Annotated in this window: 13 protein-coding genes and 1 pseudogene; 10 read left to right on the forward strand and 4 right to left on the reverse strand. The window is 70.9% G+C overall.

Going from position 1 to position 13,007, the window contains the following annotated elements:
* Window positions 1–5 precede the first annotated feature (5 nt).
* Together ABD286_RS15890 and ABD286_RS15895 are read left to right on the forward strand one after the other, a co-directional pair.
* Complete coding sequence (locus ABD286_RS15890; protein WP_344195207.1) at window positions 6–1,040, forward strand: aspartate-semialdehyde dehydrogenase; 1,035 nt, start codon at window positions 6–8, stop codon at window positions 1,038–1,040.
* 23 nt (window positions 1,041–1,063) lie between these two features.
* On the forward strand, window positions 1,064–1,303 hold the full coding sequence (locus ABD286_RS15895) for a hypothetical protein (protein WP_344195209.1): 240 nt from the start codon (window positions 1,064–1,066) through the stop codon (window positions 1,301–1,303).
* A gap of 3 nt (window positions 1,304–1,306) precedes the next feature.
* On the opposite strand, the gene ABD286_RS15900 is transcribed toward ABD286_RS15895, so the two are convergent.
* Window positions 1,307–2,299, reverse strand: coding sequence for a GNAT family N-acetyltransferase (locus tag ABD286_RS15900; protein WP_344195211.1), 993 nt, complete (start codon window positions 2,297–2,299; stop codon window positions 1,307–1,309).
* 120 nt (window positions 2,300–2,419) lie between these two features.
* On the opposite strand from ABD286_RS15900, the gene ABD286_RS15905 reads away from it, so the two are divergent.
* From ABD286_RS15905 to ABD286_RS15930, 6 genes are all read left to right on the forward strand, one after another.
* Window positions 2,420–3,010 carry an ArsR/SmtB family transcription factor gene (locus ABD286_RS15905; protein WP_344195213.1) on the forward strand — a complete coding sequence of 197 codons (591 nt, stop codon included), beginning with the start codon at window positions 2,420–2,422 and terminating at the stop codon, window positions 3,008–3,010.
* Window positions 3,007–4,287 (forward strand): MFS transporter, encoded by a 1,281-nt coding sequence (locus ABD286_RS15910; protein WP_344195215.1) that lies wholly within the window; start codon window positions 3,007–3,009, stop codon window positions 4,285–4,287. Before ABD286_RS15905 ends, ABD286_RS15910 begins: the two co-directional genes overlap by 4 nt.
* A gap of 33 nt (window positions 4,288–4,320) precedes the next feature.
* Complete coding sequence (locus ABD286_RS15915; protein ID WP_344195217.1) at window positions 4,321–5,025, forward strand: GntR family transcriptional regulator; 705 nt, start codon at window positions 4,321–4,323, stop codon at window positions 5,023–5,025.
* Window positions 5,026–5,027: 2 nt separating this feature from the next.
* The gene (locus ABD286_RS15920) at window positions 5,028–6,065 is read left to right on the forward strand and encodes a 1-aminocyclopropane-1-carboxylate deaminase (protein WP_344195219.1); all 1,038 of its coding nucleotides are present in this window, start codon (window positions 5,028–5,030) and stop codon (window positions 6,063–6,065) included.
* A 204-nt stretch (window positions 6,066–6,269) separates the two neighbouring features.
* Window positions 6,270–8,009, forward strand: coding sequence for a 2-isopropylmalate synthase (gene leuA, locus ABD286_RS15925; protein ID WP_344195221.1), 1,740 nt, complete (start codon window positions 6,270–6,272; stop codon window positions 8,007–8,009).
* A 32-nt stretch (window positions 8,010–8,041) separates the two neighbouring features.
* Window positions 8,042–8,638, forward strand: a complete 597-nt coding sequence (locus ABD286_RS15930) for a GNAT family N-acetyltransferase (protein WP_344195223.1) — start codon at window positions 8,042–8,044, stop codon at window positions 8,636–8,638.
* A 19-nt stretch (window positions 8,639–8,657) separates the two neighbouring features.
* On the opposite strand, the gene ABD286_RS15935 is transcribed toward ABD286_RS15930, so the two are convergent.
* The 3 genes from ABD286_RS15935 to ABD286_RS15945 all read right to left on the reverse strand — a co-directional run bounded on the left by ABD286_RS15935 (window position 8,658) and on the right by ABD286_RS15945 (window position 11,173).
* Window positions 8,658–9,281: an Ig-like domain-containing protein gene (locus ABD286_RS15935; protein WP_344195225.1), complete on the reverse strand. Its 624-nt coding sequence runs from the start codon at window positions 9,279–9,281 to the stop codon at window positions 8,658–8,660.
* Window positions 9,282–10,003: 722 nt separating this feature from the next.
* Window positions 10,004–10,642 carry an alpha-ketoglutarate-dependent dioxygenase AlkB gene (locus tag ABD286_RS15940; RefSeq protein WP_425565407.1) on the reverse strand — a complete coding sequence of 213 codons (639 nt, stop codon included), beginning with the start codon at window positions 10,640–10,642 and terminating at the stop codon, window positions 10,004–10,006.
* 33 nt (window positions 10,643–10,675) lie between these two features.
* The gene (locus tag ABD286_RS15945) at window positions 10,676–11,173 is read right to left on the reverse strand and encodes an HIT family protein (RefSeq protein ID WP_344195227.1); all 498 of its coding nucleotides are present in this window, start codon (window positions 11,171–11,173) and stop codon (window positions 10,676–10,678) included.
* A 77-nt stretch (window positions 11,174–11,250) separates the two neighbouring features.
* Between ABD286_RS15945 and recO the strand changes: the two are divergent.
* Window positions 11,251–11,973 (forward strand): annotated as a pseudogene (gene recO / locus ABD286_RS15950) (DNA repair protein RecO); the annotation flags it as partial.
* A gap of 170 nt (window positions 11,974–12,143) precedes the next feature.
* Window positions 12,144–12,926 carry an isoprenyl transferase gene (locus tag ABD286_RS15955; RefSeq protein ID WP_344195229.1) on the forward strand — a complete coding sequence of 261 codons (783 nt, stop codon included), beginning with the start codon at window positions 12,144–12,146 and terminating at the stop codon, window positions 12,924–12,926.
* Window positions 12,927–13,007 lie beyond the last annotated feature (81 nt).

Raw genomic sequence — 13,007 nt, forward strand, 5'->3', positions numbered from 1 at the left:
GCCCCATGAGAATTGGTGTTTTCGGGGCCACCGGGCAGGTCGGCTCGGTCATGCGTGCACTCCTCGCCGAGCGGGCCTTCCCGGTCGACGAGATCCGCTTCTTCGCGTCGGCGCGCTCTGCCGGCACGACGCTGCCGTGGGCCGGCGGCGAGGTCACCGTCGAGGACTCGGCGACGGCTGACTTCTCCGGCATCGACATCGCGTTGTTCTCCAACGGTGGTGCGGCCTCCAAGGAGCTCGCACCGAAGGTCGCCGCCGCCGGCGCCGTCGTCGTCGACAACTCCTCCGCCTGGCGCAAGGACCCCGAGGTCCCGCTCGTCGTGAGCGAGGTCAACGCCGACGACCTCGACACGATCCCCAAGGGCATCGTCGCCAACCCCAACTGCACCACGATGGCCGCGATGCCGGTCCTCAAGCCGCTGCACGACGAGGCCGGCCTCGTTCGCCTCACCGTCGCGTCGTACCAGGCCGTGTCCGGCTCGGGTGGCAAGGGCGTGGACGAGCTCGACGGCCAGCTCCGTGGTGGGTATGCCGCCGGCAAGCCTGCCGACCTCGCGCTCGACGGCCGCTCGGTCGAGATCCCGGCGCCGAACGTCTACGCCGTTCCCGTCGGGTTCAACGTGATCCCGCTCGCCGGGTCGATCGTCGACGACGGGTCGCTCGAGACCGACGAGGAGCAGAAGCTCCGCAACGAGTCGCGCAAGATCCTGCACATCGACGACCTGCGGGTCTCGGGCACCTGTGTCCGCGTGCCGGTGTTCACGGGGCACTCGCTCGCGATCCACGCCGAGTTCGACCGGGAGATCTCACCTGAGCGCGCGCTCGAGCTGCTGGCCAAGGCCCCGGGTGTCGTCGTCGCGGACGTCCCCAACCCGCTCGAGGCCGCAGGACGCGATGACGTGTACGTCGGTCGCGTTCGCGCCGACCAGGCTGCGCCGGCCGGCAAGGGCCTCGTGCTCTTCGTCGTGGGGGACAACCTGCGCAAGGGTGCTGCCCTCAACGCCGTGCAGATCGCCGAGGAGCTCCTCAAGCGCCGCTGACGCCCGGCGTCACGTCCCGAAGGGTGGCGACCCTCGTGGTCGACACGGTCGAGCCGCGCGTCCGCTACGCGTCGATCGACGTGGAGCTCGTGGGCGAGCGGGTGGCCACGACGGAGGACCGGACGCGCCTGGCGCGGCGATACCTGGGGGTCGAGGGAGCCGACGCCTACCTCGCGATGGCGCAGGAGAGCTTCGGCCCCGAGTCCGTGTTCACCGTGCGCCCGACCCGGTGGCGGACGGCGGACCTCACGCCCGGTGGGTAGGCGTCAGACGTCGGTCATCCAGTGCTGGTAGCGCTTGCTCACCACCATCCCCACGTGCTCGTAGAGGGGGAGTGCGCCGGTGCGTGAGTCCGTCGACAGCTCGCTGCGCGTCGCGCCGTGCTCGCGGGCTCGCTCGAAGGCGTCGACGAGCAGCGCCCTGGCGAGGCCGCGCCCGCGCTGGTCGGCGCGGACGGCGAGCTGGTCGACGTAGCCGCACCCGTCCGCGACGATCGTGAACGCGACGCCCACCGGGATCCCGTCCGGGTCGACGGCGAACCTGATCTGCCACGGCTCAAACCCGGGCCGCCGCACCGTGCCGGCCGCCCAGTCCTCGAACGAGCTGGGCTGGCGGTCCGGCCACTCGTTGAACGCGTCCTCGACCAGCCGGTATGCAGCGTGCGCGTCGCCACCGCCCTCGCCAGCAACCCCCTCGCCACCAACCCCCTCGCCACCAACCCCCTCGCCACCAACCCCCTCGACACCAACCCCCTCGTCGCCAGCTCCGGCTGGGACGAGGTCGCGCAGCGTGTACCCGGTCGCGAGCGGTTGCGGCGCGATCGCCGCGCCTTCCGGGACGACGAGCACCCAGGACTGCCACCCGTGTCGGTAGCCCAGCGACCGGTACAGCTGCTCGGCCGAGCTGCCGACGGGCACGCTCTGACCCACGAGGTGCCCTCCCCGCCGACGGGAGCAGTCCTCGACCCAGCGCGCCAGCCACGACCCGATGCCACGACCACGGTGGTCCGGGTGCACCGTCGCTTCGGCCCGTCGCGTCTTGTAGACCTCGGCCGCCGCGACGAGTGACTCCCCGTCGAAGACCCCGATGCTCTCTGTGGCGAGGTCGAAGCTCGGTCGTTGCCAGTCGCCCTCGATGTCCTCGGGCTCGACGGCGACCTCGCCGGTGTCGGCCAGCTCCGAGGCGGCGAACAGCTCGTACATCACCCCGGCATCGGTCGGCTCCAGCGGGCGGGCGACGAGTCCGTCGGGCAGGTTCATGGGCCCATGGTGGCGGTCGAGGGTGGGTCGCCGCACGTCCATTTCCGGGGTCTGGTGGGTGCCAGAAGAGTATGAGAGAGTCCTCTCGAAACAGTTCTCTCACGTCCAGGAAGCCGGCCGATGTCCAACCCGTACGACGACGTCGAGCTCAGCCCGCGCAGCATGCGCGCCCTGGCCCACCCGACCCGGCTGGCCATCCTCGACCGGTTGCAGCGGCACGGCCCCAGCACCGCGACGGCCCTGGCGCCCGAGGTCGGTGCGACACCGTCGGTGACCAGCTGGCACCTTCGGCACCTGGCCGAGCACGGACTCGTGCGTGACGCCGAGGTCGAGTCCGACGGTCGCCAGCGCTGGTGGGAGGCGGTGGGACGTGGTTTCCGGTTCACCCCGGCGCCGGACGAGGACGGCCGCGACGCCGCCACCCTGCTCGAACACGTGCTGTTCGACCAAGCGCGCGATCGTCCCCAGGCCTGGGCGCGCGAGACCGAACCCCTGCTCGAGGCCGCCTGGCGGCGCTCCGCCGGGCTCTCCGACACCACGGTCCTCGTCACCGCGGACGAGCTCGAGCAGGTCGAGGCAGCCATCGAGGCCGTCCTCGCGCCATACGTGCTGCGCAAGTCCGGCGGCCCGGCGGTGGAGGGCACGCGCCCGGTCCGGCTGCTGCGCTACGTCCTTCCCGAGGCCCCCACGGACACCGGTGAGTCGGCGTGAGCGACACGGCGCTGTGGCGGGACCGGCGCTTCGGTCGCTACTGGATGGGCCAGGGCGTCTCCCAGTTCGGCGACCGCATCACCGAGCTCGCGCTCCCGCTCATCGCCGTCACCACGCTGCACGCGACTGCGCCCACCGTCGGCCTGCTGACCGCGGCGGTGTGGGCGCCCAACCTGCTCTCGCTGCTCGTCGGCACCTGGGTGGACCACCACGAGCGCAAGCGTCGGCTGCTCGTGCTCGCCGACCTCCTGCGGTGTGCGGTGCTGCTGAGCCTTCCTGTCGCGCACTGGTTCGGCGTCGTCACGATCGGGCAGCTGTTCGTGGTCGCCCTGCTCGCCGGGCTCGGTCAGGTTCTCTACCAGACGGCCTACCCGAGCTTCTTCGTCGCGCTGGTCCGGCGTGACCAGTACGTCGAGGCCAACAGCCTGCTCAGCACCACCCGGTCCTTCTCGTTCGTGGCCGGACCCGCGGCAGCCGGTGGCCTGATCCAGCTCCTCACAGCACCCGTCGCGATGCTTGTCGATGCCCTCACCTTCGCCGTGTCGGCGGTCCTGATCCGGGGAGTGCGGGTCACCGATCCGCCGGTGGACCGTGAGGGTGCGCCTGCGCTGCTGCGCCGGGCCCGTGAAGGTATGGCGCTGGTGCTGCGCCATCCGTACCTGCGGGTGTCGCTGGCGTTCGCGACCACCGTGAACTTCTTCAACTTCGTCGTCGCGGCGCTGCTCATCCTGTTTGCGAGCCGCCACCTGGGGCTGTCCCCCGGGGTCATCGGTCTCGTCTTGGGGGTCGGGGCGACGGGCGGTCTGCTCGGGGCGGTGCTGGCGCGACGGGCGACGTCCCTGTTCGGGGTCGGGCGCACGATCCTGCTCGGGGGCGTGCTGTTCTCGGCGCCGGTCGCACTGCTCCCGCTCGCCGGTGGGCCACTGTGGATGCGCGCCGGGGTGCTGGGTCTCGTCGAGTTCGTCACGGGTCTCGGGGTGATGTGGCTCGACGTGCCGCTCAACGCGCTGCAGACCGCGGTCATCCCGGACGACGTCCGCAGTCGGGTGGCCGGGGCGTTCTCCACCGTCAACTACGGCATCCGGCCCGCGGGCGCAGTCCTGGGCGGCTTCCTCGGGGAGTGGATCGGCATCGCCCCGACGCTCGTCCTCGCGGCTGCCGGCGGGACCCTCGCGGTGCTGTGGCTCGTCGGGTCGCCGATCCTGCGCACGCGCACCATCGACGAGCTCGACGGTGTCGCGGACACCTTGGCGGGAGGGCGTGGATCCCGGGCTTGACGAAAGGTGCGCGGGGGATATGCAATATATCGCATGCCCGTCCCACCGTCATCGAACTCGCCCGCCCCTCCGGTCGGCCGGGCGTTGCTGCGCGACGACGTCTACCGACGGCTGCGCGACGCCATCGTCGACGGCACCCTCGAGCCGGGGGAGCAGCTCCGCGACCAGGAGCTGGCTGTCTGGCTCGGCGTGAGCCGGACGCCGGTGCGGGAGGCGCTGCTACGGCTGCAACAGGCGGGCCTCGTGGCGGCGCGGCCGGGGCGGTCGACCACGGTCGCGTCCCTGGATGCTCGTGCGGTCCGTGACGCACAGTCCGTCGTCGCGTCCCTGCACGAGCTGGCGGTCCGTGAGGCGGTCGGGCTGCTGACCGACGATGACCTCGACCGCATGCGGGCTGCGAACACACGCTTCGACGCGGCACTGCGGTCCGGCGACCCTGATGCCGCCCTCGAGGCGGACGACGAGCTGCACGCCGTACCGGTCGTGGCTGCCGGCAACGCCGCGGTGGCGGCCGTGCTGGAGCAGTACACGCCGGTCCTTCGCCGCGTGGAGCGCCTGCGGTTCGCCTCCCTCTCCGGGCGTGGGTCCGTGGCCCTGCACGCCCGGCTCATCGACCTGTGTGCGCAGGGCGACACCGAGGCTGCTGCCAAGGTCTCGTTCGAGACGTGGCAGACCCTCGAGCCTTTGCTGGACGCCCTGACGAATGACGCCGAACACCTTGCAGCACAAGGAGACTGAGCATGTCGATCCATGACTTCCCGCGCCACCCGTTGACGTTCGGCCCGAGCCCGGTGCACCGCCTGGCACGCCTGACCGAGCATTTCGGCGGGGCGCAGGTCTGGGCCAAGCGCGAGGACGTCAACAGCGGTCTCGCCTTCGGTGGCAACAAGACCCGCAAGCTGGAGTACATCGTCCCCGACGTCCTCGCCTCGGGTGCCGACACCCTCGTCTCCATCGGCGGGTACCAGTCGAACCACACCCGTCAGGTCGCTGCGGTCGCCGCCCACCTCGGGCTCAAGTGCCGCCTCGTCCAGGAGAAGTGGGTGGACTGGGACGACCCGGTCAACGACAAGGTCGGCAACATCCTGCTGTCGCGCATCATGGGCGCCGACTCACGGCTCGACCCGCACGGGTTCGACATCGGCATCCGCACGTCGTGGGAGGACGCGCTGCGCGAGGTCGAGGAGTCCGGCGGCACGCCCTACGGCATCCCGGCCGGCGCCAGCGAGCACGCGCTCGGAGGGCTCGGCTTCGCCAACTGGGCCTACGAGGTCGCCGAGCAGGAGAAGGACCTGGGCGTCTTCTTCGACACGATCGTCGTGTGCACGGTCACCGGGTCCACGCACGCCGGGATGATCGCCGGGTTCGCGGCGCTCGAGGACGCGGGCGGGCGTCCGCGGCGGGTCATCGGCATCGACGCGTCCGCCACCCTCGACAAGACCCGGGAGCAGGTGCGGCGGATCGCCCAGCACACCGCCGACCTCATCGGGCTGGGCCGGGCCCTTCGCGAGGACGAGGTGACCGTGCTCGAGGGCTGGGCCGGCGACCTCTACGGCATCCCCGTCCAGTCGACGATCGACGCGATCCGGCTCAGCGGCAGCCTCGAGGGCATGATCATCGACCCCGTCTACGAGGGGAAGTCCATGGCCGGTCTCATCGACCTCGTCGCCTCCGGCGACATCCCGCGCGACTCCACGGTCCTCTACGCCCACCTCGGTGGCCAGCCTGCCCTCAACGCCTACTCCGCGATTTTCGAGGAGGGCTGGGTGGGGGAGTGAGCCGTCCGGATCGTGGGCCGTGCACCGGTGACGATGGACGTATGCCGCGTGGGCGGCATACCCTCCACGTGTGCGTTTCTCGCGCCTCCTTCTTCGCCGCCGCGGCGGGGCCTGACCGATCAGCCGCCCCTCGTCGCGGAGTAGCGTTGCCCAGGCTGAGGTTCTGTCTGAACCACCGAGCAACGAATCGATAGGCGAGAGAACATGATTCATCCGCAGCAGCCGTCCGGGATGCCCGTGGCGAAGTACGTCCCCTTCCAGGACCAGATCGCGGTCGACCTCCCTGACCGCACCTGGCCGACGAAGGTCCTCGAGGCGGCACCGCGATGGTGCGCGGTCGACCTGCGCGACGGCAACCAGGCGCTCATCGACCCGATGAGCCCGGACCGCAAGAAGCGGATGTTCGAGCTGCTCGTGCGGATGGGCTACAAGGAGATCGAGGTCGGGTTCCCCTCGGCGAGCCAGACGGACTTCGACTTCGTGCGCATGCTCATCGAGGACGACATGATCCCCGACGACGTGACGATCCAGGTGCTCACGCAGTGCCGCGACCACCTCGTCGAGCGCACCTTCGACGCGATCCGCGGCGCCAAGCAGGCGATCGTGCACTTCTACAACTCGACATCGGTGCTCCAGCGGCGCGTCGTCTTCGGGCTCGACCAGGACGGCATCGTCGACATCGCGCTCCAGGCGGCGCGCCTGTGCCGCAAGCTCGAGGAGACCATCCCCGACACGGTCGTCTACTACGAGTACAGCCCCGAGTCGTACACCGGCACCGAGCTCGAGTTCGCCGTGCGGATCTGCAACGAGGTCGCCGACGTCATCGACCCGACGCCCGACCACAAGATGATCATCAACCTCCCCGCGACCGTGGAGATGGCGACGCCCAACGTCTACGCCGACTCGATCGAGTGGATGATCCGCCACCTCGAGCGCCGCGACTCGATCGTCGTCAGCCTGCACCCGCACAACGACCGCGGCACGGGTGTCGCCGCCGCCGAGCTCGGCTACCTCGCCGGCGCGGACCGCATCGAGGGCTGCCTGTTCGGCAACGGTGAGCGGACCGGCAACGTCGACCTCGTCACCCTCGGCATGAACTTGTTCAGCCAGGGCATCGACCCGCAGATCGACTTCTCCGACCTCGACGAGATCCGGCGCACCGTCGAGCACTGCAACCAGCTGCCCGTGGCCGAGCGCCACCCGTGGGGCGGCGACCTCGTCTTCACGGCGTTCTCCGGCTCGCACCAGGACGCGATCAAGAAGGGGTTCGAGGACATGGAGCGCCAGGTGGCCTCCTCCGGCAAGCCGATCGACGAGCTCGTCTGGGGGGTGCCGTACCTGCCGATCGACCCGCACGACGTCGGTCGCTCCTACGAGGCCGTCGTCCGCGTGAACAGCCAGTCCGGCAAGGGTGGGGTCGCCTACCTGCTCAAGAAGGAGCACCAGCTCGACCTGCCGCGTCGCCTGCAGATCGAGTTCAGCGGCGTGGTCCAGGCCAAGACCGACACCGAGGGCGGCGAGGTCAGCGCGGCCCAGCTGTGGAACGTGTTCCAGGACGAGTACCTGCCCGCCGTCGACGGCGAGGCGAACGCCTGGGGACGGTTCACGCCGATCAGCCATGCGCTGGAGAGCCAGGCCGGGGGTGCAGACCGCATCGTCGCCACCATGTTGGACGACGGCGTCGAGGTCTCCATCGAGGGCACAGGCAACGGTCCGATCGCCGCCTTCATCGACGCGTTGTCGACCGTGGGTGTGGACGTCCGCGTCCTCGACTACGCCGAGCACGCCCTGTCCTCGGGCGGCGACGCCCGCGCCGCCGCCTACGTCGAGTGCGCCGTGGGCGACCGCGTCCTGTGGGGTGTCGGGCTGCACAGCTCGATCGTCAAGGCCTCGCTCACCGCGGTCCTGTCCGCGGTGAACCGCGCCCTGCGCGAGCAGGACTGACCGGGACCGGCCGGGCGACTGGCACGAGCAGGATGAGCGCCAGCAGGACCGGACCCGGCGGCACACGCATCGAGACGTATGCTGCCGGGTCGGCACCCGCCGACGCCCCCGGCCGCGCCGAGCACCCCGACCGCGCCGATCGTCCTGACCCAGCCGACCACCTCGCGGGCGAGCTGGCGAGGCTCCTCGTCGACAGCGTCGAGCACGGCGCGAGCGTGGGGTTCCTCGCGCCCTTGGCGCTGGACGAGGCACGCGACTGGTGGCTGTCGGCACTGGCCGACGCGACGGCCGTGGTCGTCATAGCCAGGACGGGCGACGAGGTGGTCGGGTGCGTGCGGGTGCTGCCGGCGCCCCAGGCCAACGGCCGGCACCGGGCCGACATCGGGAAGATGCTCGTCCACTCCGGGCACCGCCGTCGGGGCATCGCCGGAGCCTTGCTCGCGGCGGCCGAGGACGTCGCCCGCGGTCTCGGGCGGACCACCCTCGTCCTCGACACCGAGACCGGAAGCGACGCCGAGCGACTCTACGCGCGGGCCGGCTGGGAGCGCGTCGGGGAGATCCCGCTCTTCGCCGGTGCTGCCGACGGCACGCTGATCTCGACGACGGTCTTCACCAAGCGCCTCGCCTGACCGGATCCGGCCGAGCCGGTCAGTGACGCGCGCCGGCGAACCTGCGCGAGAAGCGGGTCAGGCCCAGGCCGATGGCGATGAGGGCCAGCGCTGCAGCTGTTCCGGGCAGGGTGGAGGGTCCGGTGTTGGCGAGCTCTGCGCCGCTGTCGACGGCGGGGACCGCGCTGGCAGGCGTCGATCCCGAACCCGAGGCGCCGGCGGGGGCTGAGCCCGAGCCGGTCGGGTCGGCGGTCGTGGGGCTGGAAGGAGCCGTCGTCGACGGGGTCGACGGCGAAGGCGACGGGGTCGAGGTCGCGGGACGTAGGTCGATGGTCAACGCGAACTCGTTCGAGATCTGGTTGCCCAAGGGGTCGGTCTCGACCAGGCGGAAGCCGTAGGCGCGCTGGCCCTGTCCGAGTCCGTCGAAGGGGTTGAAGGGCGGCTTCGCGCTCGCGTACACCGGGGCGGCGAACGTCCCGTCGGCGCCCACCACGACTCGGTCGGAGACGGGTTCGCCAGAGCGGTCGAACACGACCTCGACGGTGTCCCCGGGCGTGCCGGTGCCCCGGAAGGTGAACTGCTTGGTCGTGACGGTGCTGCCGGCCGCAGGGCTGGTCAGGACCGGCTGCTTCGGCGGGGTGACGTCCGCGGTGAAGGTGGCCACCTGGGGAGCGGATGACTCTCCCGTACACGTCGGTGGCCACGATGCTCACCGAATGCGTGCCGTCGCGGAGGTTCTTGGGGGTGACCGTCGAGGTGAAGATCCCCGCCTCGTAGTCGCCGAAGCCGAACTCGTCCGTCACGCCCTCGTTGTCCACCTGGACCGTGAAGTACTCGAGGCGGTTCGGATCGCCCACGACCTTGGTCCTGACCTCGAAGGTCGGCCCCACCACCTGGTCGTTCGTGGGGGACAGGATGGTGAGCGTGGACCGCTCGGGCCAGACGTAGTACGGCTGCTCGGCGGAACCCACCACCCCTCCGTTCTCGTCCTGCACCTCGGCGCGGAGGGAGGTGGCGGCGTCCTGGGGAAGCGGCGAGGTGACCTGGTAGCTCCAGGTGCCGTCATCCTCTGTGGTGACGACGTCGACCTCGTCCGAGGCGATGATGACGTGCACCTCGACGCCCGCGTCGGCGGTGCCTTCGATGAGCGGGGTGGTGTCCTCGCCGTCCTCCCCCGGGGCGGTGATGGTCACCTCACCGGGCGCGGCGGCGGCGCTGCCCGCCAGGGCCACACAGCCGAAGAGCACCAGGATGGCGGCTGCGATGGCAGCGGTGAGTCGACGCATCAGAACAAATCCCCTCAAAGCAGTCGTGAGTACACGAGGGAGTGTGCCAGTGCCGTTCAGCCGAATGGGGCGCTTTGCGTGAACTTGCGCGTGGACGCAATCAGCGGACTCCTCGGGGGCGGAACTGGATCGAGATGCGTGGACCCACCGGCTGGTTCGTCTTCGGGATGGCGTGGTCCCAGGTGCGCTGGCACGAGCCGCCCATGACGACCAGGTCGCCGTGGCCGAGCGAGAACCCCAGTGACTCGCCGCCGCCGCGCGGGCGGAGCATCAGTGAACGTGCCGAGCCGATCGACAGGATCGCGACCATCGTGTCCTGGTCCTTGGACCGCCCGATCCGGTCGCCATGCCAGGCGACGGAGTCGCGGCCGTCGCGGTAGAGGCACATGCCGGCGCTGACGAAGGGCTCACCCAGCTCCGCGGCATACCAGGTGCTGAGCTGGTCGCGGGCCTCGGTGAGGACCGGGTGGGGAAGTGCCTCGCCCTCGCCGTAGAACTTGAGCAGGCGAGGGACGTCGACGACGCGCTCGTACATCTCGCGCTTCTCGGCGTACCAGGGGACGTCGTGGTGGAGTGCGTCGAAGAGCTGCTCGGCACCGCCCAGCCAGCCGGGGCGGTAGTCGACCCACGCGCCGCGGCTGAGCTCGGTGCGCGTGAGGCGCACGTCGAGCCCGTGCAGCTCGATCTCGTCGGCGGTGTCGAGCAGGGACCCCTGGAGCGCGGGGAGTGCCATGGCCATGCCGGCAGCATACCTCGCGTTCGAACACCTGTTCTAGTGGTTGCTGGCACCCAGACGGTCGAGCTCCGCCACGAGGTCGGCGCGCAGGTCGTCGTGCTGCGGTCCCAGCACGGTCGACGGCTCCGGTGCCCGCCAGCGTTCGATCGGGTGCAGTGCCACGGGACGCCAGGTGTGCTCCGGTCCCTCCCACTCGTAGCGCGGCCACACGTGCGCGTGCAGGAACGCGTCGTGGTTGCCCTGGATCTCGAGGTTGATCCGCCGGAACCCCGGGTCCCGCCGCGCGCAGACGGTCTGGACCGCCTCGCCGAGCAGATCCATGTCGGCGAGGAAGGCGAGCCGACGCCCGCGCGGGAGGTCGGTCAGCCGGTCGATGCCCGGGGAATCGGTGACGAGGACGCAGTAGCCGGGGAGGAACTGCACGTCACCGATGACCGCGAAGCCCGCGCCGAGCCGTCGCAGCACCGTCGGGTTCTCGCCCCGCAGGGCCGCGCCCACCCGGTCGTGTCGCCAGTCGCCCGCGCCCGCGTCCATGGGCGGCGACAGTAGCGGACGACCCGGGTGCGGCACCGCCTCCCGGTCCCACGGCGCTGGTGGGAGACAATGGAGCCATGCCCCTGTACCGCGACGAAGGCATCGTCCTGCGCACCCAGAAGCTGGGCGAGGCCGATCGCATCGTCACCCTCCTCACGCGGGGACTGGGCAAGGTGCGCGTCGTCGGCAAGGGCGTCCGGCGCACCAAGAGCAGGTTCGGGGCGCGGCTTGAGCCGGCGATGATGGTCGACGTCCAGTGCTACGAGGGACGCAACCTCGACACGGTGACCCAGGCCGAGTCCCTGGCCTCCTGGGGCGATGTCCTCGCCCGCGATTACACGACCTACACCGCGGCCGCCGCGATGCTCGAGACCGCCGACCGGCTGACCGAGGAGCGCGAGCCGAACCTCCAGCAGTACCTCCTGCTCCAGGGCGCGCTGCGCTCGATGGCCGAGGGTGCCCACGACCCCGGGCTCGTCCTGGACGCCTACCTCCTGCGCGCGCTCGCGGTCGCCGGCTGGGCGCCGAGCTTCCACGACTGCGCCCTGTGCGGGGCGCAGGGTCCGCACCGCGCCTTCAACCTCGCGTCGGGAGGCACCGTGTGCCCGGTATGCCGCCCGCCCGGCTCTGCCGCGCCGGCGCCGGAGACGTTGTCCCTCCTCGCGGCCCTGCTTGCGGGGGACTGGGTGGTCGCCGACGCCTCCGGCGGTCGGCACCGTCGTGAGGGCAGCACGCTCGCGAGTGCGTTCCTCCAGTGGCACCTCGAGCGGGGTGTGCGATCGTTGCGCCTCGTGGACCGACGTGACCCCGACGCCCTGAACCCGTCCAGCTCGCGGGTGACGTGGTCGGCCGTGCCGCTGACGGCGTCGGACCCCGTCGAGGGGGCGGGTGCCGTGGCAGCGATCGGTGAGGCGTTCGCGGCGGTGGCCAAGGTCGACCAGGCGCACGCCGCAGCCCGGGCGGCGCAGGCGTGAGCGCTGCATACGCAAAGCCGTTCGCACACCCGAGCGGGGCCCAACCGCCTTCTCTGCCAAAGGAACTCGTGCCCAACCATGTCGCGGTGGTGATGGACGGCAACGGTCGCTGGGCGAACCAGCGGGGCCTCGCGCGCACCAAGGGGCACGAGGCAGGCGAGGCCGCGCTGCTCGACGTCGTGGCCGGTGCCATCGACATCGGGGTGACCCACCTGTCGGCGTACGCGTTCTCGACGGAGAACTGGAAGCGCAGCCCCGACGAGGTCCGGTTCCTCATGGGGTTCAACCGCGACGTCATCCGTCGACGGCGCGACCAGCTGCACGAGTGGGGCGTGCGGATGCGCTGGGTCGGTCGGCGCCCGCGACTGTGGGGCTCGGTCATCAAGGAGCTCGAGACCGCCCAGGAGCTGACCAGGGACAACACCGGGTTGACCCTCTACTTCTGCGTCAACTACGGCGGTCGCGCCGAGATCGCGGACGCGGTGCAGAAGATCGCCGAGCAGGTGCAGCGGGGCAAGCTCAAGCCCGGGTCGATCGACGAGAAGACGATCGCCCGCCACCTGCCCGAGCCCGACATGCCCGACGTCGACCTGTTCGTGAGGTCGTCGGGGGAGCAGCGGACGAGCAACTTCCTGCTGTGGCAGAGCGCTTACGCGGAGATGGTCTTCCAGGACACGCTCTGGCCGGACTACGACCGCCGGCACCTCTGGCAGGCCATCCAGACCTACGCCGAGCGCGACCGCCGCTACGGCGGTGCCGTCGACCTGCCGACCAGCTAGCGCTCAGCCGGCCTCGACGCTGGTGCTGAGGGGCCAGCTCCGCCAGATCGTGCGCGAATGGTCCTGCGACGGGTCCACGAG

Source organism: Pedococcus aerophilus (assembly GCF_039532215.1).
Lineage (GTDB): Bacteria > Actinomycetota > Actinomycetes > Actinomycetales > Dermatophilaceae > Pedococcus > Pedococcus aerophilus.

What these genes read in the sequence shown, in the direction of transcription:
- ABD286_RS15890 (WP_344195207.1), top strand. Translation starts at nt 6, where the DNA reads ATGAGAATTGGTGTTTTCGGGGCCACCGGGCAGGTCGGCTCGGTCATG.
- ABD286_RS15900 (WP_344195211.1), bottom strand. Translation starts at nt 2,299, where the DNA reads ATGAACCTGCCCGACGGACTCGTCGCCCGCCCGCTGGAGCCGACCGAT.
- ABD286_RS15905 (WP_344195213.1), top strand. Translation starts at nt 2,420, where the DNA reads ATGTCCAACCCGTACGACGACGTCGAGCTCAGCCCGCGCAGCATGCGC.
- ABD286_RS15915 (WP_344195217.1), top strand. Translation starts at nt 4,321, where the DNA reads ATGCCCGTCCCACCGTCATCGAACTCGCCCGCCCCTCCGGTCGGCCGG.
- ABD286_RS15920 (WP_344195219.1), top strand. Translation starts at nt 5,028, where the DNA reads ATGTCGATCCATGACTTCCCGCGCCACCCGTTGACGTTCGGCCCGAGC.
- leuA (WP_344195221.1), top strand. Translation starts at nt 6,270, where the DNA reads ATGATTCATCCGCAGCAGCCGTCCGGGATGCCCGTGGCGAAGTACGTC.
- ABD286_RS15930 (WP_344195223.1), top strand. Translation starts at nt 8,042, where the DNA reads ATGAGCGCCAGCAGGACCGGACCCGGCGGCACACGCATCGAGACGTAT.
- ABD286_RS15940 (WP_425565407.1), bottom strand. Translation starts at nt 10,642, where the DNA reads ATGGCCATGGCACTCCCCGCGCTCCAGGGGTCCCTGCTCGACACCGCC.
- ABD286_RS15945 (WP_344195227.1), bottom strand. Translation starts at nt 11,173, where the DNA reads ATGGACGCGGGCGCGGGCGACTGGCGACACGACCGGGTGGGCGCGGCC.